Source organism: Sphingopyxis soli (assembly GCF_018682675.1).
In the GTDB taxonomy this organism is placed as follows: Bacteria; Pseudomonadota; Alphaproteobacteria; order Sphingomonadales; family Sphingomonadaceae; genus Sphingopyxis; species Sphingopyxis soli.
The window spans coordinates 1-20,517 of the sequence record NZ_JAFMTR010000038.1; the positions used below are offsets into that span (position 1 = coordinate 1).

Consider the following 20,517-nt stretch of genomic DNA (forward strand, 5'->3'; position numbering starts at 1 on the left):
TTATAGCATCGCCGCAGCCAGCATGACGAGAATTGAAGGGCCGCTCCCCACCCCAAAGCCGACGCAAAGAAGGGTCTTTCCTACATTATCCCGCTGTGTCAGCCTTCATCCCACGCTCTTACGTGGGGAATCAACGCGGCGAGGCGGGCGGGAGGCGTTCGGCAATCCCCCCGGTCCCAAACCGGCGACGCAATGGGCTGAACTTTCCTGAACTTTGAAAATCCATGCCGCGATGACCTGGCAAGGCATGGCAGCGTCCTGCCCCCGGCAGCCGCTTGCCTCTGGACGTCCCTGTCTCTGTCCCATATCCCCGCTAGGGGTCAGGGGAGGCGTCATGCAGCCACGGATGTCGGCGGCGGAGATCACGCAGCTTGAGTTGCAACTCGCGGGACGGGATTCGCTGCTCCAGTTCGGCTGCGGTAACGCGACGCTCGTCGCGGCGCGGCAGGTGCGCAAGATCGTCGCGGTCGACGGCGACGCCGCCTGGCTCGACGAAGTGGGGCAGAATCTGGCGCGCGCCGCGATCGATTTCACCCCCTTTCATGCCGATATCGGCCCGACGCGCGAGGGCGGTTATCCGGCCGACGCGGGCCGGGCGCGCGACTGGCCGCGCTATCATATCGATGTCTGGCGAAAACTGTCGGGCAGCCCCGATGCGGTGCTGCTCGACGGCCGCTTTCGCGTCGCCTGCCTGTTGCAGTCGATCATTCACTGCAAGCCCGACTGCATCTTCCTGTTCCACCATTTCGTCGATCGCCCAGCCTATCAGGTGGTGACGCGCCACGTCGACGTGCTGGCGCGCGTCGATACGCTGGCGGTCCTGCGGACCAAGCCGCAGGTCGACGGCAAGGCGGTGCTGCACGACCTGTTCGACCATTTCTTCGTCGCGGATTGATCGGGCGGATTGACCGGCGCCCCGGCGCTGCGGCATGGCGGCTTCCATGTTCACCGACCCGAAATTCACCGCGGCCCCGATGATCGAGACCGATCGCCTTCGCCTTCGCCCGACGCGCTTTTCGGACAAGGACGTCCATATCGCGATGTGGGCCGACGCGCGCGTCACGCGCTTCATCGGCGGCGAACCGCGCACGCCCGACGCCAGCTGGGGCAAGTTCCTGAGCTCGGCGGGGCTCTGGCCGGTGATGGGCTTCGGCTATTGGGTCTTCGCCGACCGCGCGAGCGATGCGCTCGTCGGCATGGGGGGCTTGAGCTACTTCTGCCGCGGCATTCCCGAGCTTGAGGATTGTCCCGAGGCGGGCTGGGCGTTCGACGCCGATCATTGGGGCGCCGGCTATGCGACCGAGGCGATGACCGCGGCGCTCGCATGGGCCGATGCGAACCTCGACGCCAGCGAAGTGCGCTGCATCATCGACCATGGCAACGCGGCGTCGGAGCGCGTATCGGCAAAGCTGGGCTTCCGGCGCATCGGCGACAGCGACGCGCTGGGGCATGTGGTGGCGATCTATTCGCGGCCGCGCGGGGGCTAGTCTATCCGTCGGAGAGCCGTGCGCCCCCGCGCAGGCGGGGGTCCATCATCGGCTGGTGCTAATTCGAACCGGCAGGAGATGGGTCCCCGCCTTCGCGGGGACACGCGGCTAAATTTTGCTGGCGTTAAGCCGCCTCGACCACCAGCACGCCGCCGTCGGCGCTGACGACGCGGACCTTCGCGCCTTCGGCCGTATCGGGCCCGTGCACCGGCCATTCGCCGTCGCCGACCCTGGCGCGGCCGCGGCCGTCCTCGATCGCCTTGGTCACCGTCAGCACCTCGCCGACGAGGCGGCCGCCGCGCTGGTTGAGGTGCGGGTCGGTGGTGGTGATCGGGTTCGCCTTCAGCCAGCGGCGTCCGCCGTAGAGCGCGACGAACGACAGGATCGCGAAGATCCCGAGCTGGAGCGGGATGCTCAGCGGCACGACCCAGGCGACGACACCCGTGACGACCGCCGCGGCGCCGACCCAGATCAGGAAAAAGCCCGGCGCGACGATCTCGGCGGCGGCGAGCAGCACGCCCAGCGAGAGCCACGCCCAATGCGGTTCCATATTGGCGATGAAGTCGGGCATGTCAGGCTCCCGTCTTGCGTTCGAGCGCGTCCCTGGCGAGCTCGCCGATGCCGCCCAGCGTGCCGATCAGCTGCGTCGCCTCGACCGGGAACAGGATCGTCTTGCTGTTCGGGCTGGTCGCGAACTGGCTCACCGCCTCGACATATTTCTGCGCGATGAAGTAATTGATCGCCTGCGCATTGCCGCTGGCGATCGCCTGGCTCACCATCTGCGTCGCTTTCGCTTCGGCCTCGGCTTCGCGCTCGCGGGCTTCGGCGTCGCGGAAGGCGGCTTCGCGGCGGCCCTCGGCCTCAAGAATCTGGCTCTGCTTCTGCCCCTCGGCGCGCAGGATCTCCGACGCCCTGCTGCCCTCCGCCTCGAGGATGTTGGCGCGCTTTTCGCGTTCGGCCTTCATCTGCCGCGCCATCGCGTTCGAGATGTCGGCGGGCGGACGGATGTCCTTGATCTCGACGCGGGTGATCTTGACCCCCCAAGGCGTCGTCGCATCGTCGACGACGTGCAGCAGCCGCGTGTTGATCTCGTCGCGCTTCGACAGCGTTTCGTCGAGGTCCATCGAACCCATCACGGTGCGCAGGTTCGTCGTCGTCAGGTTCATGATCGAGAGATAAAGGTCGCTCACCTCATAGGCCGCCTTTGCGGCGTCGAGCACCTGGAAGAAGACGACGCCGTCGACCGCGACCATCGCATTGTCCTTGGTGATGATTTCCTGCCCGGGAATGTCGAGCACTTGCTCCATCATGTTCACCTTGCGCCCGACGCGGTCGAAGATCGGCATGATGAAGTTGAGGCCGGGCTGCGCGGTGTGGGTGAAGCGGCCGAAGCGTTCGATGGTGTAGGCATAGCCCTGCCGCACGGGCGTCAGCGCCCAGATCAGGAACACCAGGGCCAGAACCACCAGCGCGAGCGCGAATTCCATCGATCATCCCCTCTTGCAAGATTGCGTCGTTGCAAACCCGCTTCCTTATTGCGGCAATGCCGCGGGTGCGCCACAGAAAAGCGCATGACGACCGACGCCGCACCGCCCCGCTCGCTGCTCTATGTCCCCGGATCGAACGCGCGCGCGCTCGAAAAGGCCCGGGGGCTCGCCGCCGACCTGCTGATCATCGACCTTGAGGATGCGGTGCCCGCGGACCGCAAGATCGAAGCGCGCGAGGCGATGCGCCGCGCGGTCGAGGCGGGCTATCCCGGCAAGCGTATCGCCGTGCGGGTCAACGCGTCCGGAAGCTGGGAACAGGAGGCCGACATCACGGCGCTCTACGGCCTCGCGCTCGACGCGGTCGTGCTGCCGAAGGTCGATGCGGTCGCCGACCTGGATCCGGTGCGCGTGCTGGGCGTGCCGATCCTGGCGATGATCGAGACGCCGGTCGCCATCTATGCCGCGCGCGGCATTGCAAGTGATCCGGCCGTTGTGGGCCTGATCGCCGGTCTTAACGATCTGGCGCACGAATTGAAGCTGCCGGACGGCATGGACCGCAGCGCGATGAGCGTCGCGATCCAGACCATCGTGCTCGCGGCACGCGCGGCCGGCGTCCGGGCGTTCGACGGCGTATATAACGCGCTCGACGATGCGGCGGGCTTCGCGGCGGAAGCGGCCGAGGGGCGGCGGCTCGGCTTCGACGGCAAGACGCTGATCCACCCGTCGCAGGTCGACCCGTGCAATGCGGCTTTCGCGCCGTCGGCACGCCAGATTGCCGAGGCCGAGGCCCTGGTCGCCGCTGCGACCGGCGGCGCGCAGCGGCACGAAGGGCGGATGATCGAGGATATGCATGTCGCGGCGGCGCGCGCGTTGCTGGAGCGAGCGGGGCGGTAGCGGCTGCCGTTCGTCGTTCGACGAACGCGACTTGTCTGTCGGTGGCGGAAATGCCATGCGGCAGCCCCATGAAAATCACGAAATTCCGGGCCGCCATTGCGGCCGTCGCCCTTTTGGCCGTCGCTCCCGCCGTTTCCGCCGCTCCCGCCAAGGGCGACGCGCCGGTGACCGAGGCCGAACTCGCCGATCATATAAAAATCCTGTCGAGCGATGCCTTCGAAGGCCGCGCCCCCGGCACCGAGGGCGAGGATCGCACGATCGCCTATGTCGTCGGCGAGTGGGCGAAGCTCGGGCTCGAACCCGTTCCGGGCAGCGCAACCCCCTGGCTGCAGGGCGTTCCGCTGGTCGAGACGCAGGCGACGGGCGGGACGGCCAGGTTCAGGGTGAACGGCAGCGATCTCGGCATCGGCGCAGACGGCGTACTGCTGACCGGGCGCGATGCCAAAGTCTCGCTGGCAAACCTGCCGGTCGTGTTCGTCGGCTATGGCCTTGACGGCGCGGGCAAGGTCAATGCCGACGTCAGCGGCAAGGTCGCCGTGATGCTCTATGACAATGCGCCTTTCGGCGAGAATCTTCCGCGCTATCGCGAACGGCGGCAGAAGCTGGCCGATGCGGGTGCGAGCGCGGTGCTGGTCGTTGCCACCGATGACGCATTATGGAGCCAGCTCCAGAGTTCAGTCGGCGGCAAAGCAACTCGCCTTGCTTCGGCCGCGCCGGGCGCACCCGTAACCGGCTTCCTGTCGCCCGCGGCTGCCGATACGCTGTTCCGGAAGGCGGGACAGGATGGAGCCGCGCTTCGTGCCGCAGCGCAGGCGGCCGATTACAAGGGTGCGGCGCTGTCTGCGACCGCGGACTTCGCGACCACCTCGGTCGTGCGCGCTTATGAAAGCAACAATATCATCGCAAAGCTGCCGGGCGCGAAGCCGGACGGCAAGGCGGTGCTGTTTCTCGGCCATTGGGACCATCTCGGCATCTGCGCGCCGGACGATCCGCAGGACCGAATCTGCAACGGCGCGGTCGACAATGCCAGCGGGATCGCAGTGCTGCTGTCCGTGGCGAAGCGCCTCGCGAGCGGGAAGCGTCCCGACCGCGATATCTATTTCATGGCGACGACCGCCGAGGAAAAGGGCCTGCTCGGCGCGCACTGGTTCGCCGACCATCCGGTGGTGCCGCTCGCCGACATCACCGTCGCGCTCAACATCGATACGATTGCCATCTCGCCGCGCGGCACCCCCGTCGCGACGATCGGACGCGGCAAGCCCGCCTATGATGCGGTGGTGCGCGATGCGGCGACGAAGCTCGGCCGCAAGCTCGACGAGGACGGCGAAGCCGACGCCTTCGTCCAGCGACAGGACGGCTGGGCGCTCGGCGCGAAGGGCGTCACCTCGCTGATGGTCGGCGGCAGCTTCTCGGACATGCCGCTGCTCGAAAAATTCCTCGAAAGCGACTACCACGGCACCAGCGACGAATTTTCCGACAAGGTGCCGCTCGGCGGCGCGGCGGAGGATGCCGATCTGCACGTCGCGCTTGGGCGGGTGTTCGCCGACACGAAGCTGTGGCCGGGACAATAAGGGGTCGGAATGAAGGCGTGCGTCCCCGCGAAGGCGGGGATCCATCACCCGCCGCTGAGTTCGATACGACCGGAGATGGAGCCCCGCCTTGGCGGGGGAACACATCTCTATTTTGACTATTAGGCCGCCTGCCTGGCCCGGTCCGCCATTTCCTGATTGAGCATTTCGGCCAGCAGGAAAGCAAGCTCGAGGCTCTGCCCCGCGTTGAGGCGCGGATCGCAATGTGTATGGTAGCGGTCGGCCAGATCCATCTGGGTCACATCCATCGCGCCGCCCGTGCATTCGGTGACATTCTGGCCGGTCATCTCGATATGGATGCCGCCGCCATGCGTTCCCTCGGCGCGGTGCACGGCGAAGAAGCCGCGCACTTCGGCGAGGATGCGCTCGAACGGCCGCGTCTTGTAGCCGTTGTTCGTCTTGATGACGTTGCCGTGCATCGGGTCGCACGACCAGACGACGGGGTGGCCCGCCTCCTTCACCGCGCGGACGAGCTTGGGCAGATGCGCCTCGATCTTGTCGTGGCCGTATCGCGTGATCAACGTCATCCGGCCCGGCACGCGGTTCGGGTTCAGCGTGTCGAGCAGCCGCAGCAGCACGTCGGGCTCGAGGCTCGGGCCGCACTTCATGCCGATCGGATTGCCGACGCCGCGCAGATATTCGACATGCGCCGACCCCTCGAAGCGGGTGCGGTCGCCGATCCACAGAAAATGGCCCGACAGGCCGTACCAGCCGCCGGTCAGGCTGTCCTGCCGCGTCAGCGCCTGCTCATAGGGGAGCAGCAGCGCTTCGTGGCTGGTGTAGAAGCTGGTGCCCTTGATCTGCGGGACGGTTTCGGGGGTCACGCCGCACGCTTCCATGAAGGCGAGCGCCTCGGAAATCCGCGCAGCGGTTTCCTGATATTTCTTCGCCCACGGGCTGCGGTCCATGAAGTCGTGCGTCCAGGCGTTGACCTGGTGCAGATTGGCATAGCCGCCGCCGGCGAAGGCGCGCAGCAGGTTCAGTGTCGCCGCCGACTGGTTGTATGCCTTGACCATGCGCTGCGGATCGGGCGCGCGGCCCGCGGCCTCGAACGCGATGTCGTTGATGATGTCGCCGCGATAGCTCGGCAGCTCGACGCCGTTCACCTCTTCCATGTCCGCCGAGCGCGGCTTCGCGAACTGGCCCGCCATGCGGCCGACCTTCACCACCGGCATTTTCGATGCGAAGGTGAGCACGACCGCCATCTGGAGCAGCACGCGGAAGGTGTCGCGGATGTTGTTCGGGTGGAATTCGGCAAAGCTCTCGGCGCAGTCGCCGCCCTGGAGCAGGAAGGCCTTGCCCTCGGCGACGCGGCCAAGGTCGGCGGTCAGGTCACGGGCCTCGCCCGCAAAGACGAGCGGCGGATAGCCGGCGAGTTCCTTCTCGGCCGCGGCGAGCGCCGCGTCGTCGCTGTAGGTCGGGAGCTGGCGGGCTTCGTGCGAGCGCCAGCTGTGCGGTTGCCATTGTTTCGTCATATCGACCGTCTTTTACGCCAGTTTCCATCCAAACGCGAATCACCCGCCGCCATGACGCTTATGTCCCCGGGAAGCAAGCGCGAGTGATATAATTAGCCGAAGAAGACATTTTGCGCAGGGAAGCTTTTCTCGTCCGTTGGAAAATGATAGTTTATTTCAGATTTTTGCAGCCGCCTGCCGATTTTGCATCAAGGCGTTGGGCAATCGGTAACGTTATCGGCCTAGTGGTCCGCTTGGGGACCGTACCGTAAAAGTCGTTGGATATGGCCAATTTCGATCCGGCCTGGTTCGGTTATGGGGCACTCGTCGCGTTGCTCGTCGCGAGCTTCGTGGCGCGGGTCAATCATGTCCGCCTCGGCCTCGCGGTTGCTGCGCTCCTTGCGCTGCCGGTCGCACTCTATGGCTGGCGCGGAACGCTGTTCACGCTGCTGATCCTCGCGATCCTTCTCGTGAACCTCGGTCTGATCGCGCGGCTGTGGTGGCAGGGTTCGCAGACCCGCTTCTCGCGCGAGGAGCAGGAGTTGCGCGATCTCCATTTCCAGGGACTGCCGCCCGCGACCGCGCGCACGCTGATCGACCAGGGATTCTGGATTTCGGCCAGGCGCGGCGAAGTGCTGATCCGCGAAAATGAAGCCGCTCCCTGCCTTTTCTATCTTGCCGAGGGGCGGGCGGCGATCCGCCGCGACGGCGCCGACGTGGGCGCGCTTGCCGACGGCGCGCTGATCGGCGAGGCGACGGTGCTCGACGGCGCCCACGCGACGGGAACCGTCGTGCTGACCAGCAACGCGCGGCTGTGGTTCATCCCCGCTGCCGGGCTGCGCGCCTATCTGGGGACGCATCCCGATGTCGCGGGGGCGCTCCACGAGGGCTTCGCGCGTGCGCTCCGCGGAAAGCTGGCAAGCGCGAATGGCCGCATTGCAGGCGCCGCGTCGCTGTCCTAGGGTCGCTGCCTTCGATCTGTAATCGGCAGGCTCTACGCGGCGCTCATGACACTGACACTCTATGGCATCCCCAACTGCGACACGGTCAAAAAGGCGCGCCGCTGGCTCGACGATCACGGCGTCGCATATGAATTTCACGATTATCGCAAGGACGGGCTCGACGCGGCGCGGCTGCAGGGCTGGATCGACGCGCTTGGCTGGGAGAAACTGCTCAACCGGAGCGGTACGACCTTTCGCAAGCTGCCCGAAGCTGCGAAGGAAGGGCTGGGCGCCACATCGGCGATGGCGCTGATGCTCGACCAGCCCGCGATGATCCGCCGCCCGCTCGTCGATGCCGACGGCGATCTCAGCGTCGGATTTTCGGCCGACGACTGGCAGCGGCGTTTTGCATGATCCGCTGGCTCGCTGCGCTGCTCGCGCTGTCGCTGGCCGGATGCGGGGCTGATCCCGTGGCGGCCGAACCTACGCTCGACGGCCAACCGCCGATCGTCATCGCGCATCGCGGCGCGTCGGGCGAACGGCCCGAACATACGCTGGCGAGCTACCGCCTGGCGATCGCGCTTGGCGCCGACTTTATCGAGCCCGATCTTGTGCTCACCAAGGACGGCGTCCTCGTCGCGCGGCACGAGAACGAGATTTCGGAGACGACCGATGTCGCCGATCATCCCGAATTCGCGGACCGCAAGGCGACGAAGACGATCGACGGCAAGCCGGTGACGGGCTGGTTCACAGAGGATTTCACGCTCGCCGAACTCAAGACGCTGCGTGCGAAGGAGCGGTTGCCGCAGCTTCGCGGCACCGCGCACGACGGCGAATATGACATCCCGACCTTCGCCGAAATCCTCGACCTGCTGGCCGAGACCAACACGAGCCGGGTGAAGCCGGTGGGCGTCTATCCCGAAACCAAGCATCCGACCTATTTCGCGTCGATCGGCCTGCCTCACGAGCCGCCCTTGCTCGCGATTCTCGACCGATATGGCTATCGCGGCCGCAAGGCGCCGGTGTTCATCCAGAGCTTCGAAGTTGCCAACCTGAAGGCGATCCGCGCGAAGAGCGATCTGCCTCTGATCCAGTTGATGGACGCCGAGGGCGGTCCCGCCGACGATCCGAAGCTCACTTATGCCGCGATGGCGACGCCGGCGGGGCTGAAGGCGGTCGCCGCCTACGCCGACGGGATCGGGCCATACAAGGAAATGATCATTCCGCGGAGCGCGCTCGGCACGATGGGCGACCCGACGAACCTGGTCCGCGACGCCCATGCCGTGGGCCTCAAGGTCCACCCCTGGACGTTCCGCCGCGAGAATTATTTCCTGCCGCTCGCCGACAAGGGCGGGCTCGATCCCGCCGGGCACGGCGATCTCGCCGCCGAGGTTCGTGCCTATCTCGCGGCCGGTATCGATGGCCTGTTCAGCGACAATCCGCGCGAGGCGGTCCCCGCGGTGAAGGCGGGCGAGGGGAAATGACGGCCGGGGGGGTGCGGGCTGCGGTTCGGTACTCCCGATGGACGGGCGGATAAGATTGGCAAAGCGGGGCGCATCGGCTAGACCCCCGCGCCATGTCCACGCTCCCCAAAACGCTCACGCTCGACACGTCGACGAGCCGCGCCAATCCGACCCCGCAGCCGATGAAGCGCCTGACGGTGCCGCGCATCCGCCAGCGCAAGGGCGGCGAGCCGATCGTGATGCTCACCGCCTACACCGTCCGCATGGCGCAGTTGCTCGACCCGCATTGCGACATGCTGCTCGTCGGCGATTCGCTCGCCCAGGTGATCTATGGCCTGCCGCATACGGTCGGCGTGACGATGGACATGATGGCGCTGCACGGCGCTGCGGTCGTGCGCGGCAGCTATCATGCCGCGGTGATCGTCGACATGCCCTTCGGCAGTTACGAGGGCAGCCCGCAGCAGGCGTTCGACAATGCCGCGCGCCTGCTCAAGGAAACCGGCGCGGCGGCGGTGAAGGTCGAGGGCGGCAAGGTGCTGGCCCCGACGATCGAATTCCTCACCCAGCGCGGCATCCCGGTGATGGGGCACGTCGGGCTGACGCCGCAGGCGGTCAATATCCTCGGCGGCTATGGCGTGCGCGGCAAGAGCGAGGAGGAAGCGCGATCGATCGTCGAGGACGCGGTCGCGGTGGCGCAGGCGGGCGCTTTTTCGATCGTCATCGAGGGCGTGCTCGAATCGATCGCGATCGAGATCACGAACAAGGTTGCCTGCCCGACGATCGGCATCGGCGCCTCGGCGCAATGCGACGGGCAGGTGCTGGTCACCGACGACATGCTCGGCATGTTCGAACGCGTCCCCAAATTCGTCAAACGCTATGGAACTTTGTCGGGCGCGGTTACCGATGCCGTGAAGGATTATGCGGACGAAGTCAGGTCCCGTTCATTCCCGACGGGGGATCAGATTTACGAAGGATGAGACGCCGAGTGAAACACTTGGCCTTTGTCGGCGCCGCCGCTAAGGAAGCGGCCGGCGGGCGCGGCTCATGCGGCGTCGGCGCTGGTTTATGGAGGTTTGATTGGCCCTGAGCCCGACGAACAACAATGCGGCGCTGCTGCAGGAAGTCGATGAGGCGGTTCGCAAGGATCGGCTCGACACGATCATGCAGCGCTTCGGCCGCTGGATCGTCGCGGGCGTGATCGCGGCGCTGCTCGCTTTCGGCGGTTACCTCTATTGGGGTCATCGGCAGGAGGTCGCGCGCGGCGAAAAAGCCGAAGAACTGCTGGCGGCGTTCGACAAGGTGGCGAGCGGCCAGCCGTCGGCGGCCGCCGCGGCGCTGAAGACGCTGGAGGGCGAGGGCGATCCCGCGTACCGCGCTGCCGCGCTCCTCGAACAGTCGAACCTGAAGGCGCAGTCGGGCGACATCAAGGGCGCCGCCGCGCTCGTCGCAAAGGTCGCTGCAGACACGAAGCTCGACCAGTCGCTGCGCGACATGGCGCTGATCCGCCAGACCGCGCTCGAATTCGACACGCTGAAGCCCGAAGCGGTCATCGCGCGGCTGAAGCCGATCGTCGATGCGAAGGATCCGGCGTCGAGCTGGTTCCCGAGCGCCGCCGAACTCAGCGCCGCGGCCTATTACCAGCAGGGCAAATTCGACGAGGCGGGCAAGCTGTACGGCCGGATCGCCAGGACGCCGCAAATTTCGAAATCGCTGCAGTCGCGCGCCGTCCAGATGGCGGGAATGCTCGGCGTCGATGCGGTCGCCGACCGCGCGGCAGCGAGCATCGCGGCCGATGCGAAGCGTGTGGCCGAACGCGTCGCCGCGAACCAGAAAGGCACGCCGGACGCAGCGGCGGCCGCAACGAGCGAGGAAGCCAAGTAAATGCGGAAACTTCACTATGTGGCGGGCGCGATGCTGATTGCGCTGCCGCTGGCGGGCTGCGGTGCGTTCAAGGGTAATGGCGGTCCCAAGACCCCGACAGTCGGCCAGCGCGTGTCGATCCTGTCGAACGACAACAGTATCAAGGTCGATCCCGCCACCGAGTCGGTCGCGGTCGTGCTGCCCGAGCCGGTCGTGAATCCGAACTGGGCGCAATCGGGCGGCAACGCTTCCAAATCGATGGGCCATCCCGCGCTCGGCGCGGCGCGCACCAAGATATGGGAAGCCAGCATCGCGGGCAGCAACAACAAGCAGCGTCTCGCCGCTTCGCCGGTGATCGCCGACAACCGCCTGTTCGTCGTCGATACCGATGCGGTCGTTTCGGCCTTTGCCGCCGATACCGGCGCGAAGCTGTGGAGCGTGTCGATCGGCAGCACGGGCAAGGATTTCAAGAATTCGCTGTTCGGAGGGGGCGCGGCGGTCGATGGCACCACCGTCTATGCCACCAGCGGCTCGGGCGACGTGGCCGCGCTGAACGCTACCGACGGTTCGGTGCTGTGGAAGGCGAAGCCTGCGGGTCCGCTGCGCGGCGCGCCGACGGTCGCTTTCGGCGGGGTCTATGTGATCAGCCAGGATAACCAGATCTTCGCGCTCAACGCCGCGAACGGCGCGGTGCAGTGGCAGGCGACGGCCTCGCTCGAGGCAGGCAGCATCTTCGGCGCGGGGTCGCCGGCGGCGGCGCAAGGCACAATCGTTGCCGGCTATTCGTCGGGCGAGGTGCAGGCCTATCGTTACGAGAACGGCCGCGACCTCTGGGAAGACGCTCTTGCGCGCACCTCGATGGCGCTGTCGGTGTCGACGCTGTCGGATGTCGATGCCGACCCGGTCATCGACCGCGGCCGCGTCTTCGCGCTCGGTCAAGGCGGCCGCATGGCGAGCTACGAGCTTGTGACCGGCCAGCGGAGCTGGGAAATTTCGATCGCAGGCATCTCGACGCCCTATGTGGTCGGCGAGTGGGTTTATGCGATGACCGACGACGGCAAGCTGCTCTGCGTTGCGCGCGGCAGCGGCAAGGTCCGCTGGCTCCAGCAACTCGCGCGCTTCCGCGTCGAGACCGAGAAGAAGAAGAAGGACCCGATCCGCTGGACCGGCCCCATATTGGCGGGCGGGCGCCTGATCGCGGTGAACAGCGAGGGGCAGCTCGTCGAATTCTCGCCGACCGATGGATCGACGATCGCGACGACCGAATTCAAGGCGCCGCTGTCGCAGTCGCCGGTGGTCGCGAACAATATCTTGTATATTTTGGCAGACGACGGGCGCATCACGGCCTGGCGCTGACAAGCGTCCGGGCCGGGGCGGCCCGGATAATACAGGGATATAAGCCATGTCGCGACCCGCGACGATCGCCATTGTCGGCCGGCCCAATGTCGGCAAATCGACGCTGTTCAACCGGCTTGTCGGCAAGCGCCTCGCGCTCGTCGACGACCAGCCGGGGGTGACGCGCGACCGGCGCGAGGGCGACGGCAAGCTGCTCGGTCTCGAATTCCTGATCGTCGACACCGCGGGGTTCGAGGATCAGGACGCAGCGACGCTGCCGGGGCGGATGCGCGTCCAGACCGAAAAGGCGGTGCGCGAGGCCGACGCCGCGTTGTTTCTGATCGACGCGCGCGCGGGCGTAATGCCGCTCGACGAGGAAATCGCGCGCTGGCTGCGCAGCGAGGACACCCCGATCATCCTCTGCGCGAACAAGGCCGAAGGCAAGCAGGGCGAGACAGGGCTGATGGAGGCCTACAGCCTCGGCTTCGACAATGTCCTCGCGCTCAGCGCCGAACATGGCGAGGGGCTGGTCGACCTGTTCGATGCGCTGCGTCCGATCGTTGAGCCGTTCATGGACGCGGACGAAGAAGAGGCGGTGGACGCCGACGACGAGGACGCGCCGCTCGGTCCGCTCAAGCTCGCCATCGTCGGACGCCCGAATGCGGGCAAATCGACCTTGATCAACCGCATGATCGGCGAGGACCGCCTGATCACCGGGCCCGAAGCCGGGATCACGCGCGATTCGATCCGCGTCGACTGGCAATGGGAAAAGGATGGCGAGGTCCATCCGATCCAGCTGTTCGACACCGCCGGGATGCGCAAGCGCGCGAAGGTGCAGGACAAGCTGGAAAAATTGTCGGTCGCCGATGCGCTCCATGCGGTCGACTTCGCCGAGGTCGTCGTGCTGCTTCTTGACGCCACAAAGGGGCTCGAGGCACAGGACCTGCGCATTGCCGACCGGGTGATCGAGGAAGGGCGCGGGCTGATCGTCGCGCTCAACAAATGGGATGTCGCCGAAGACCCCTCGTCGCTGTTCAACGGCGTGCGCGCGGCGCTCGACGACGGGCTGTCGCAGATCAAGGGCGTGCCGCTGCTCAGCATCTCGGGCGCGACGGGGAAGGGGATCGACACGCTGGTGCGCGTGGCTTTCGAACAGCGGGCGATCTGGACCAGCCGCGTTGCGACCGCGAAGCTCAACCGCTGGTTCGAACGCGCGGTCGAGGCGAACCCTCCGCCCGCGCCCGGCGGCAAGCGGATCAAGCTGCGCTATATGACGCAGGCGCGCACGCGCCCGCCGACGTTCGTCGTCTTCGGCAGCCGCACCGACGCGCTTCCGGCAAGCTATCAGCGTTACCTGACCAACGGGATGCGCAAGGAGCTGGGCTTCCAGGGGGTGCCGATCCGCCTCAATTTCCGTAACACACGCAATCCCTATGACGATTGAGCTCGCCCGGGATGCGGCGAGCGTCGTCGTCGATGCGCGCGGCATGCGTTGCCCGTGGCCCGCGTTGCGGCTCGCGCGGGCGATGCGCGGCGCGCGCGACGTGCTGTTGCTCGCCGACGACCCGCAGGCAGGGCGCGAAGCCGCGGCGCTGGCCGCCGAACATGGCTGGACTCTCGAAGCCGCCGGGGAAGCCGGCTGGCGCGCGCGCCGCGACTGACCCAAAACGGGGCGGCTTTCGTGCGCCCGCCGGATCAGCGTAACCTCTTTTTTACCGACTTTGGCGCATGGTGCGGCCCGGGACCAAGACCGAGCTGAATACCGAGGGACGCAACGTTGGACGAGATCCTGGTCGATTGGAACGAATTCCGCGCGACGCGCACCCAGTTGGGGGCGGCGTTCGTGCGTATTCTTGGCTATTTTCGCGAGGATGGCATCAAGTCGGTCGCCGCGATCGAAGAGGCGATGCGGGCCCGCGACGCGCGCGGGCTCGTGATGCCCGCGCACACGCTGAAGAGCGAAGCGCGCCAGTTCGGCGCCGAACGCCTTGGCGCGCTGTCCGAGGACATCGAGATGTTCGGGCGCCACTGCGTCGAGGCGCAGATCAGCCCCGAGGAATATCTGCCGCGCGTCGTCACGCTGCGCCCGCTGTTCGAGGAAACGCTGGAAGCGCTGGAACGCGAAGCGAACCCGCTCGTGCAGCGCCGCCCGTCGACCTTCGGCCGCGCCGCCAGCGCTTAAGCCCGCGCGGCTTTCCGCATCGGTTGTATCTGTCGCCGCGACAGGCTGCGCCAGATCCATTCGAGCGGGCCATAGTTGAAACGGTCGAGCCAAGGCTTCGACCATAGCAGCATCGCCGCCCACATGCCGAAGCAGAAGAGATAAAGCGCGGCGCGCCCGACGGTGCCGTACAGGCCGAAACCATAGCCGTAGAAGATCGTCGTCATCACGATCGAGCTGGTGAGGTAATTGGTGAAGGCCATCCGCCCCGTCGCCGCCACTCGCGCGCGCACCGCGTCGCTCGCGGCGGTCTTGATCAGCAGCATGATCAGCGCCGCCCAGCCGATCGTCATCGCGACGTCGAATGGCACCGACAACGACAGCGAGGCGCCGAAGGTCGAGACCGCGCTGAATCCGCTGGCGACCTGATAATAGGCGAGGGCGATCAGTGGGGGGATGCCGATCAGGAAGCCGCGGACCGCCCATTTGCGGTAGCGCGCCGCCTCCCATTCGCCGGTCAGCATCCGCGATTTGAACAGCGCCATGCCGACCAGCATCAGGCCCATCGTCTCCCACAGGAACATAAGCGCCTGGACGAACGGCTCGGCCGCGTGTTCGCCGAGCTTGGCAGCGACGATGCCGCCATAGCCGCCGAGATGGACGGCAACATCCTTCGCATAGCTTGCCGCGCCGGGGCCCATGTCGGCGTTCATCCTGGCAAGGTCGTCGGCCAGCCCGGAGGCGACAACGGGCGGCAGATGGCCCGTTTCGGCGAGCAGGAACATCAGCCAGCCGGAGGCGAGCAGGCCGATCCCGACGAGAAAGAAGCCGACCGCCCAGCGCAGGAGCGCTTTCACCGACAGGTTGCGGAAGGCAAAGAGCAGCAGGCCGCACACCGCATAGAGGAACAATATATCGCCGAACCAGATGAAATAATAATGGATGAGCCCGAAGATCGCGAGCCAGATCATCCGCGCATAATGGGCCTCGGCCGCGCTGCGCCCGTTCGCCGCGGCGCTCTGGATCACCAGCAGCGTGCTTGCGCCGAACAACATCGAGAACAGCCCGCGCATCTTCGAATCGATGAAAACGAAGTTGAAGAACCAGGTCGCGAGATCGAGATTTCCGACCGGGCCACCGGCGACAGGGTTGACGTAAGCCGCAAAGGGAGCGGCGAAGGCGACGATGTTCATCGCCAGAATCCCCATTACCGCGACCCCGCGAATGGCGTCGAGGCTTTCGTAGCGCCCTGTGGCTGCGCGCGTGTCCATGCCCGTTCCCCCTTCGCCCAGACAGCAGGGGTATCGTGCGGGCGGGAAGGCGTCGAGGGGTTTCTTGGCGACCGTTAAACGGTTATTGACATCTATGTCAGTAATGCTATTTCGACAGCATCAGATGATTCGCCCGAGTTCGCAAACGAGAGCCGCCATGACCCCGACCATCTTCTCCCATCCCGATCGCCAGCCTGCGAAGTTCCGCCCGTTCAAGGCGTTCGGCCACTTCCGCAAGCTGATCAAGGACAAGGAAGACACCGAGCAGGTCTTCCACATCTTCGAGAACCTGCCGCGCAAGGGCTTCATCGACGATGCGCGTGCCTTTGTCGAAAGCGACCTCGGCAAGCGGTTGATGGAAAGCGAACCCTATCTCCCCGACCTGCTCGACGACCATGGCTGGATCGACGCCCTTCCCGAGGGCACGGTGGGTCACGCCTATGTGACCTTTATGCGCCGCGAAGGCCTGTCGGCCGCTGGTCTTGTCGCCGAGGCCGAGAAGATGGGCCGTCCCAAGTTCGACGACCAGCTCCAATGGTATGCGAACCGCCTGCGCGATACGCACGATCTGTTCCACATCCTGACCGGTTATGGCCGCGACGCACTCGGCGAGCAGTGCGTGCTCGGCTTCACCTATGGGCAGACCGGCAACTACGGCAATTTCTTCATCGCCTACGCCGGCGGCTATGAACTCAAGCGCAGCGTCAAGGGCGATGCGCCGGTGATGGGCGCGATCCGGCAGGGTCAGCGCCACGGCAAGGCGTCGAAGCCGATCATCGAGCAGGACATCCGTTCGCTCCTTGCAGAACCGCTCGAAGCCGCCCGCGCGCGCCTCGGCATCGGCGAGCCGACGCTGTATCAGGAAGCGCACCGGGCGTACCGCAGCCGCGGCATCGACCCGTACAACTTCCTTGCGGCGAAAGCCGCGATGGCCTGAGCCGGATCCTCCCCTTGGCGAAGCGATGGGGAGGGGGACCGCCGCCGTAGGCGGTGGTGGAGGGGTTCTAGCGCTCGGTACAGAGCCTGACGATGCTTTCTGCGACAGCAGCTGGGTCGGCGAGGACGTCTTCTGCGGGGATACGCAGTTTGCCGATTCCTTGCGCATTCAACCATTGGTCTCGTTCTTCGTCGCGCATGGGCCTGTCGCCCATACCATGACCGATACCATCGATCTCGATCGCAAGTTTCAGTTCCAAAACATAGAAATCGAGCAGGTGGCGCCCAATCGGGTGTTGGCGCCGGAATTTGATGTCATTCGCCTGCTTCCCGAGAAGCTACCATAGCGACACTTCGGGCAGCGACATTTTGCGGCGGAGCCTTCGGGCGCCCTTATAGGTGTGGTTGCTTGCCGGCACGCTCCACCCCTCCACCACGCCCTTCGGGCGCGGTCCCCCTCCCCAACGCTTCGCGAAGGGGAGGATCTATCTCAGCTTTGCGATCAGCGCCTGCGCCGCGGCGGGGTTGCGGACCTTGGCGCCCGAAATGAAAAAGAGAAAGACGTCGCGGCCGCCCTTGGCCCAGTCCTTCGCCTGCTTCGCCCAACCTTCCAGCGCCGCCTCGGTGTAGCCGGTCTCGACATCTTCTTGGCTACGCTGGAGCCGCGCATAGGTGAAGTCGGCGGTCTGCTCTTCTATGCAGGGAAATTCGTCGCTGTCGGCATAGACCACTGCCATGTTGCGTTCGCGCAGCATGTCTATGAACGCCGGATCGCGGAAGCTCTCGTGGCGCACCTCGATCGCATGGCGCAATTTCAGGCCGTCCTGCGCCTCGGGGAGCAGGTCGAGGAAACCCGCGAAATCGTCGCGGTCGAACTTCTTCGTCGCCATGAACTGCCAGTGGATCGGCCCGAGCCGATCGCCGAGGCGTGTGAGCCCCTGCGTCAGGAATTTCTCGATCGATGCGGCGCCTTCGGCCAGCACCTTGCGGTTGGTGGTGAAGCGCGAGGCCTTGACGCTGAACTTGAAGCCGTCGGGAACCGCGGCCGCCCAGCCCGCAAACGTCTCGGGCTTCTGGCTGCTGTAATAGGTGCCGTTGATCTCGATCCCGGTGAGGTGCTGGCCGGCATATTCGAGCTCGCGCTTCTGCGGCAGGCCGTCGGGATAGAAAGGGCCGCGCCAGGGTTCGAAGGTCCAGCCGCCGATGCCGATGTGGATGCTCATGGACCTCTCAACTCCGTGCCAAATAGCCGTTCGTCATTGCGAGAAGCCGCAGGCGACGAAGCAATCTCCAGCTATCGCCGCGAATGGACGATGGCTGGAGATTGCTTCGCTACGCTCGCAATGACGGATTAGGCAAGCGCCGCATCCGCCCCCATCAGGTTCGGGAAGAACCCCTCATGCGCTTCGCGCAGTTCGGCCAGCGTCACCTGATGGTCGCTTTCGGGCAGCTCGAAGACGATGCGGTCCTTGATCGTGCGGCCCACCGGATCGACCGGCACGTCGGCGCGCCCCGCGGCGTCGAGGAAATCGGCGAGGCAGGTGTCGCAGACGGTGACCAGATACAGCCCCTGATCCTCGCCGAAGAAGCTCTCGGCGACGCCGAAGGGCTGTTCTTCGCTCACCAGCACACCGATGTTCGACTTCAGCGCCATTTCGGCGAGCGCGACCGCGATGCCGCCGTCCGAAACGTCGTGGCAGGCGGTGATCCAGCCCGCATTGATCGCGGCCCGGATGAAATCGCCGGTGCGCTTTTCGGCGCGCAGGTCGACGGGCGGCGGCGGGCCTTCCTCGCGGCCGTGGATTTCGCGCAGCCACACCGACTGGCCGAGATGGCCGGCGCGTTCGCCGACCGCGAGCACAATGTCGCCGGTGCGCTTGAAGCCGATGCCGACGGCGCGTTTCAGGTCCTCGATCACGCCGACGCCGCCGATCGCGGGGGTGGGCAGGATCGCGCTGCCGCCGCCGGTCGCCTTGCTCTCGTTGTAAAGGCTGACGTTGCCCGAGACGATCGGATAGTCGAGCGCGATACACGCCTGCGCCATGCCGTCGAGACAGCCGACGATCTGCCCCATGATTTCGGGGCGCTGCGGGTTGGCGAAGTTGAGGCAATTGGTGATCGCGAGCGGCGTGGCGCCGACCGCGGTGATGTTGCGCCAGGTTTCGGCGACCGCCTGCTTGCCGCCCTCGACCGGGTCGGCGTAGCAATAGCGCGGGGTGCAGTCGGTGCTCATCGCGAGCGCGCGATTGGTGCCATGGATGCGGACGAGCGCGGCGTCGCCGCCGGTCTGCAGCGTGTCGGCGCCGACCTGGCTGTCATACTGCTCCCAGATCCAGCGGCGGCTGGCGATGTCGGGGGTGCCCATCAGCGTCTTGAGATCGGCGGCGACGTCCTTCGTCTCGGGCACGTTGGTGAGTTCGGGCTGTTTCGGTGTCGGCACATGCGGGCGGTCATAGAGCGGCGCGTCGTCGGCGAGCGGCGCGAGCGGGATGTCGCAGACGATCTCGCCATGATGCTCCAGCACCATGCGGCCGGTATCGGTGACGGTGCCGATGACCGCGAAGTCGAGTTCCCATTTGTGGAAGATCGCTTTCGCAAACTCTTCCTTGCCGGGCTTCAGGACCATCAGCATGCGTTCCTGGCTCTCGGACAGCATCATCTCATAGGCGGTCATGCCGGTTTCGCGCTGCGGCACGTCGTCCATCTTGAGGTGGAGGCCGACGCCGCCCTTCGACGCCATCTCGACCGACGACGACGTCAGCCCCGCGGCGCCCATGTCCTGGATCGCGACGATGGCGTCCGACGCCATGAGTTCGAGGCACGCCTCGATCAGCAGCTTTTCGGTGAAGGGATCGCCGACCTGCACCGTCGGGCGCTTCTCTTCGGCATCCTCGCCGAAGTCGGCCGACGCCATGGTCGCGCCATGGATGCCGTCGCGGCCGGTCTTCGAGCCGACATAGACGATCGGGTTGCCGACGCCCGATGCGGCCGAATAGAAGATCTTGTCCTGCTCGGCGACGCCGACGGTCATCGCGTTGACGAGGATGTTGCCGTCATAGGCCTTGTGGAAATTGACCTCGCCGCCGACCGTCGGCACGCCGACGCAATTGCCGTAACCGCCGATGCCGTGGACGACGCCCGAGATGAGATGCTTCATCTTCGGATGGTCGGGGCGGCCGAAACGCAGCGCGTTGAGGTTCGCGACCGGGCGCGCGCCCATGGTGAAGACGTCGCGCAAAATGCCGCCGACGCCGGTCGCCGCACCCTGATAGGGTTCGATGTACGACGGGTGGTTGTGGCTCTCCATCTTGAAGATCGCGGCGAGCTTCTTGCCGTCCGGTCCTTCGCCGATGTCGATGACGCCGGCATTTTCGCCGGGCCCGCAGATCACCCAAGGCGCTTCGGTGGGCAGTTTCTTCAGATGGATGCGCGAGCTTTTATAGCTGCAATGCTCGGACCACATGACCGAGAAGATGCCGAGCTCGACAAGGTTCGGTTCGCGCCCGAGCGCGGCGAGGACGCGCTCATATTCTTCCGGCGACAGGCCGTGTTCGGCGACGATCTCGGGAGTGATGACGGAGGCGGGCGCGGCTGCTGTCTGAGTCATGGCGCGCCTTTAGCGCCGCACACCCGAAACGA

The 20,517-nt window shown here is 66.0% G+C and carries 22 protein-coding genes; 15 read left to right on the top strand and 7 right to left on the bottom strand.

The annotated features are described in order from the left end of the window. Positions 1 to 334: 334 nt before the first annotated feature. Complete coding sequence (locus J1N50_RS05030) at positions 335 to 895, top strand: hypothetical protein (RefSeq protein ID WP_215350645.1); 561 nt, start codon at positions 335 to 337, stop codon at positions 893 to 895. A gap of 46 nt (positions 896 to 941) precedes the next feature. Then, the gene (locus J1N50_RS05035; protein WP_215350646.1) at positions 942 to 1,487 is read left to right on the top strand and encodes a GNAT family N-acetyltransferase; all 546 of its coding nucleotides are present in this window, start codon (positions 942 to 944) and stop codon (positions 1,485 to 1,487) included. A gap of 124 nt (positions 1,488 to 1,611) precedes the next feature. On the opposite strand, the gene J1N50_RS05040 is transcribed toward J1N50_RS05035, so the two are convergent. Beyond that, on the bottom strand, positions 1,612 to 2,058 hold the full coding sequence (locus J1N50_RS05040) for an NfeD family protein (RefSeq protein ID WP_215350647.1): 447 nt from the start codon (positions 2,056 to 2,058) through the stop codon (positions 1,612 to 1,614). Between the two features lies 1 nt (position 2,059). Further along, the gene (locus J1N50_RS05045; RefSeq protein WP_215350648.1) at positions 2,060 to 2,974 is read right to left on the bottom strand and encodes an SPFH domain-containing protein; all 915 of its coding nucleotides are present in this window, start codon (positions 2,972 to 2,974) and stop codon (positions 2,060 to 2,062) included. Between the two features lie 84 nt (positions 2,975 to 3,058). On the opposite strand from J1N50_RS05045, the gene J1N50_RS05050 reads away from it, so the two are divergent. Together J1N50_RS05050 and J1N50_RS05055 are read left to right on the top strand one after the other, a co-directional pair. Next, complete coding sequence (locus J1N50_RS05050; protein ID WP_215350649.1) at positions 3,059 to 3,868, top strand: HpcH/HpaI aldolase/citrate lyase family protein; 810 nt, start codon at positions 3,059 to 3,061, stop codon at positions 3,866 to 3,868. A 68-nt stretch (positions 3,869 to 3,936) separates the two neighbouring features. Further along, a complete protein-coding gene (locus J1N50_RS05055) occupies positions 3,937 to 5,439 on the top strand; it encodes a M28 family peptidase (protein WP_246553136.1) in 1,503 nt (500 codons plus the stop codon). A 119-nt stretch (positions 5,440 to 5,558) separates the two neighbouring features. On the opposite strand, the gene J1N50_RS05060 is transcribed toward J1N50_RS05055, so the two are convergent. Further along, positions 5,559 to 6,932: a class II 3-deoxy-7-phosphoheptulonate synthase gene (locus tag J1N50_RS05060; RefSeq protein ID WP_215350650.1), complete on the bottom strand. Its 1,374-nt coding sequence runs from the start codon at positions 6,930 to 6,932 to the stop codon at positions 5,559 to 5,561. Between the two features lie 263 nt (positions 6,933 to 7,195). Here J1N50_RS05060 and J1N50_RS05065 point away from each other — a divergent pair, with 263 nt between their 5' ends. From J1N50_RS05065 to J1N50_RS05105, 9 genes are all read left to right on the top strand, one after another. Further along, positions 7,196 to 7,873, top strand: a complete 678-nt coding sequence (locus J1N50_RS05065; RefSeq protein ID WP_215350651.1) for a cyclic nucleotide-binding domain-containing protein — start codon at positions 7,196 to 7,198, stop codon at positions 7,871 to 7,873. A 45-nt stretch (positions 7,874 to 7,918) separates the two neighbouring features. Next, entirely contained in the window at positions 7,919 to 8,266 is a 348-nt protein-coding gene (locus tag J1N50_RS05070) for an ArsC family reductase (RefSeq protein ID WP_215350652.1), read from the top strand. Then, positions 8,263 to 9,336 (top strand): glycerophosphodiester phosphodiesterase, encoded by a 1,074-nt coding sequence (locus tag J1N50_RS05075; RefSeq protein WP_215350653.1) that lies wholly within the window; start codon positions 8,263 to 8,265, stop codon positions 9,334 to 9,336. Before J1N50_RS05070 ends, J1N50_RS05075 begins: the two co-directional genes overlap by 4 nt. 92 nt (positions 9,337 to 9,428) lie before the next feature. After that, positions 9,429 to 10,292, top strand: a complete 864-nt coding sequence (gene panB, locus J1N50_RS05080; protein WP_215350654.1) for a 3-methyl-2-oxobutanoate hydroxymethyltransferase — start codon at positions 9,429 to 9,431, stop codon at positions 10,290 to 10,292. A gap of 100 nt (positions 10,293 to 10,392) precedes the next feature. After that, positions 10,393 to 11,196, top strand: coding sequence for a tetratricopeptide repeat protein (locus J1N50_RS05085; protein WP_215350655.1), 804 nt, complete (start codon positions 10,393 to 10,395; stop codon positions 11,194 to 11,196). Then, the gene (locus J1N50_RS05090) at positions 11,197 to 12,531 is read left to right on the top strand and encodes an outer membrane protein assembly factor BamB family protein (protein ID WP_215350656.1); all 1,335 of its coding nucleotides are present in this window, start codon (positions 11,197 to 11,199) and stop codon (positions 12,529 to 12,531) included. A gap of 46 nt (positions 12,532 to 12,577) precedes the next feature. Then, positions 12,578 to 13,954, top strand: a complete 1,377-nt coding sequence (der, locus tag J1N50_RS05095) for a ribosome biogenesis GTPase Der (RefSeq protein WP_215350657.1) — start codon at positions 12,578 to 12,580, stop codon at positions 13,952 to 13,954. Next, a complete protein-coding gene (locus J1N50_RS05100) occupies positions 13,944 to 14,171 on the top strand; it encodes a sulfurtransferase TusA family protein (protein ID WP_215350658.1) in 228 nt (75 codons plus the stop codon). Before der ends, J1N50_RS05100 begins: the two co-directional genes overlap by 11 nt. 116 nt (positions 14,172 to 14,287) lie before the next feature. Then, positions 14,288 to 14,692 carry an Hpt domain-containing protein gene (locus J1N50_RS05105; protein ID WP_215350659.1) on the top strand — a complete coding sequence of 135 codons (405 nt, stop codon included), beginning with the start codon at positions 14,288 to 14,290 and terminating at the stop codon, positions 14,690 to 14,692. On the opposite strand, the gene J1N50_RS05110 is transcribed toward J1N50_RS05105, so the two are convergent. Further along, positions 14,689 to 15,942 (bottom strand): DUF418 domain-containing protein, encoded by a 1,254-nt coding sequence (locus J1N50_RS05110; RefSeq protein WP_215350661.1) that lies wholly within the window; start codon positions 15,940 to 15,942, stop codon positions 14,689 to 14,691. The two genes, J1N50_RS05105 and J1N50_RS05110, sit on opposite strands and share 4 nt — an antisense overlap. 157 nt (positions 15,943 to 16,099) lie before the next feature. Between J1N50_RS05110 and J1N50_RS05115 the strand changes: the two genes are divergently transcribed. Next, entirely contained in the window at positions 16,100 to 16,879 is a 780-nt protein-coding gene (locus J1N50_RS05115) for a ubiquinone biosynthesis protein COQ4 (protein ID WP_215350663.1), read from the top strand. A gap of 67 nt (positions 16,880 to 16,946) precedes the next feature. Here the strand turns inward: J1N50_RS05115 and J1N50_RS05120 are convergent, their stop codons facing one another. Beyond that, a complete protein-coding gene (locus J1N50_RS05120; protein WP_246553140.1) occupies positions 16,947 to 17,156 on the bottom strand; it encodes an endonuclease domain-containing protein in 210 nt (69 codons plus the stop codon). Between J1N50_RS05120 and J1N50_RS17920 the strand changes: the two genes are divergently transcribed. Then, entirely contained in the window at positions 17,097 to 17,225 is a 129-nt protein-coding gene (locus tag J1N50_RS17920; protein WP_281414807.1) for a hypothetical protein, read from the top strand. The genes J1N50_RS05120 and J1N50_RS17920 overlap by 60 nt on opposite strands. A 138-nt stretch (positions 17,226 to 17,363) precedes the next feature. Here J1N50_RS17920 and J1N50_RS05125 read toward each other — a convergent pair whose 3' ends face one another. Together J1N50_RS05125 and purL are read right to left on the bottom strand one after the other, a co-directional pair. Beyond that, positions 17,364 to 18,101: a DUF72 domain-containing protein gene (locus tag J1N50_RS05125; protein ID WP_215350665.1), complete on the bottom strand. Its 738-nt coding sequence runs from the start codon at positions 18,099 to 18,101 to the stop codon at positions 17,364 to 17,366. A 128-nt stretch (positions 18,102 to 18,229) separates the two neighbouring features. Next, complete coding sequence (gene purL, locus J1N50_RS05130) at positions 18,230 to 20,485, bottom strand: phosphoribosylformylglycinamidine synthase subunit PurL (protein ID WP_215350667.1); 2,256 nt, start codon at positions 20,483 to 20,485, stop codon at positions 18,230 to 18,232. Positions 20,486 to 20,517 lie beyond the last annotated feature (32 nt).

Coding starts and splice junctions, on each gene's coding strand:
- J1N50_RS05030 (WP_215350645.1), top strand. CDS start 335: ATGCAGCCACGGATGTCGGCGGCGGAGATCACGCAGCTTGAGTTGCAA.
- J1N50_RS05035 (WP_215350646.1), top strand. CDS start 942: ATGTTCACCGACCCGAAATTCACCGCGGCCCCGATGATCGAGACCGAT.
- J1N50_RS05040 (WP_215350647.1), bottom strand. CDS start 2,058: ATGCCCGACTTCATCGCCAATATGGAACCGCATTGGGCGTGGCTCTCG.
- J1N50_RS05045 (WP_215350648.1), bottom strand. CDS start 2,974: ATGGAATTCGCGCTCGCGCTGGTGGTTCTGGCCCTGGTGTTCCTGATC.
- J1N50_RS05050 (WP_215350649.1), top strand. CDS start 3,059: ATGACGACCGACGCCGCACCGCCCCGCTCGCTGCTCTATGTCCCCGGA.
- J1N50_RS05055 (WP_246553136.1), top strand. CDS start 3,937: ATGAAAATCACGAAATTCCGGGCCGCCATTGCGGCCGTCGCCCTTTTG.
- J1N50_RS05060 (WP_215350650.1), bottom strand. CDS start 6,932: ATGACGAAACAATGGCAACCGCACAGCTGGCGCTCGCACGAAGCCCGC.
- J1N50_RS05065 (WP_215350651.1), top strand. CDS start 7,196: ATGGCCAATTTCGATCCGGCCTGGTTCGGTTATGGGGCACTCGTCGCG.
- J1N50_RS05070 (WP_215350652.1), top strand. CDS start 7,919: ATGACACTGACACTCTATGGCATCCCCAACTGCGACACGGTCAAAAAG.
- J1N50_RS05075 (WP_215350653.1), top strand. CDS start 8,263: ATGATCCGCTGGCTCGCTGCGCTGCTCGCGCTGTCGCTGGCCGGATGC.
- panB (WP_215350654.1), top strand. CDS start 9,429: ATGTCCACGCTCCCCAAAACGCTCACGCTCGACACGTCGACGAGCCGC.
- J1N50_RS05090 (WP_215350656.1), top strand. CDS start 11,197: ATGCGGAAACTTCACTATGTGGCGGGCGCGATGCTGATTGCGCTGCCG.
- der (WP_215350657.1), top strand. CDS start 12,578: ATGTCGCGACCCGCGACGATCGCCATTGTCGGCCGGCCCAATGTCGGC.
- J1N50_RS05100 (WP_215350658.1), top strand. CDS start 13,944: ATGACGATTGAGCTCGCCCGGGATGCGGCGAGCGTCGTCGTCGATGCG.
- J1N50_RS05110 (WP_215350661.1), bottom strand. CDS start 15,942: ATGGACACGCGCGCAGCCACAGGGCGCTACGAAAGCCTCGACGCCATT.
- J1N50_RS05115 (WP_215350663.1), top strand. CDS start 16,100: ATGACCCCGACCATCTTCTCCCATCCCGATCGCCAGCCTGCGAAGTTC.
- J1N50_RS17920 (WP_281414807.1), top strand. CDS start 17,097: ATGACCGATACCATCGATCTCGATCGCAAGTTTCAGTTCCAAAACATA.
- J1N50_RS05125 (WP_215350665.1), bottom strand. CDS start 18,101: ATGAGCATCCACATCGGCATCGGCGGCTGGACCTTCGAACCCTGGCGC.
- purL (WP_215350667.1), bottom strand. CDS start 20,485: ATGACTCAGACAGCAGCCGCGCCCGCCTCCGTCATCACTCCCGAGATC.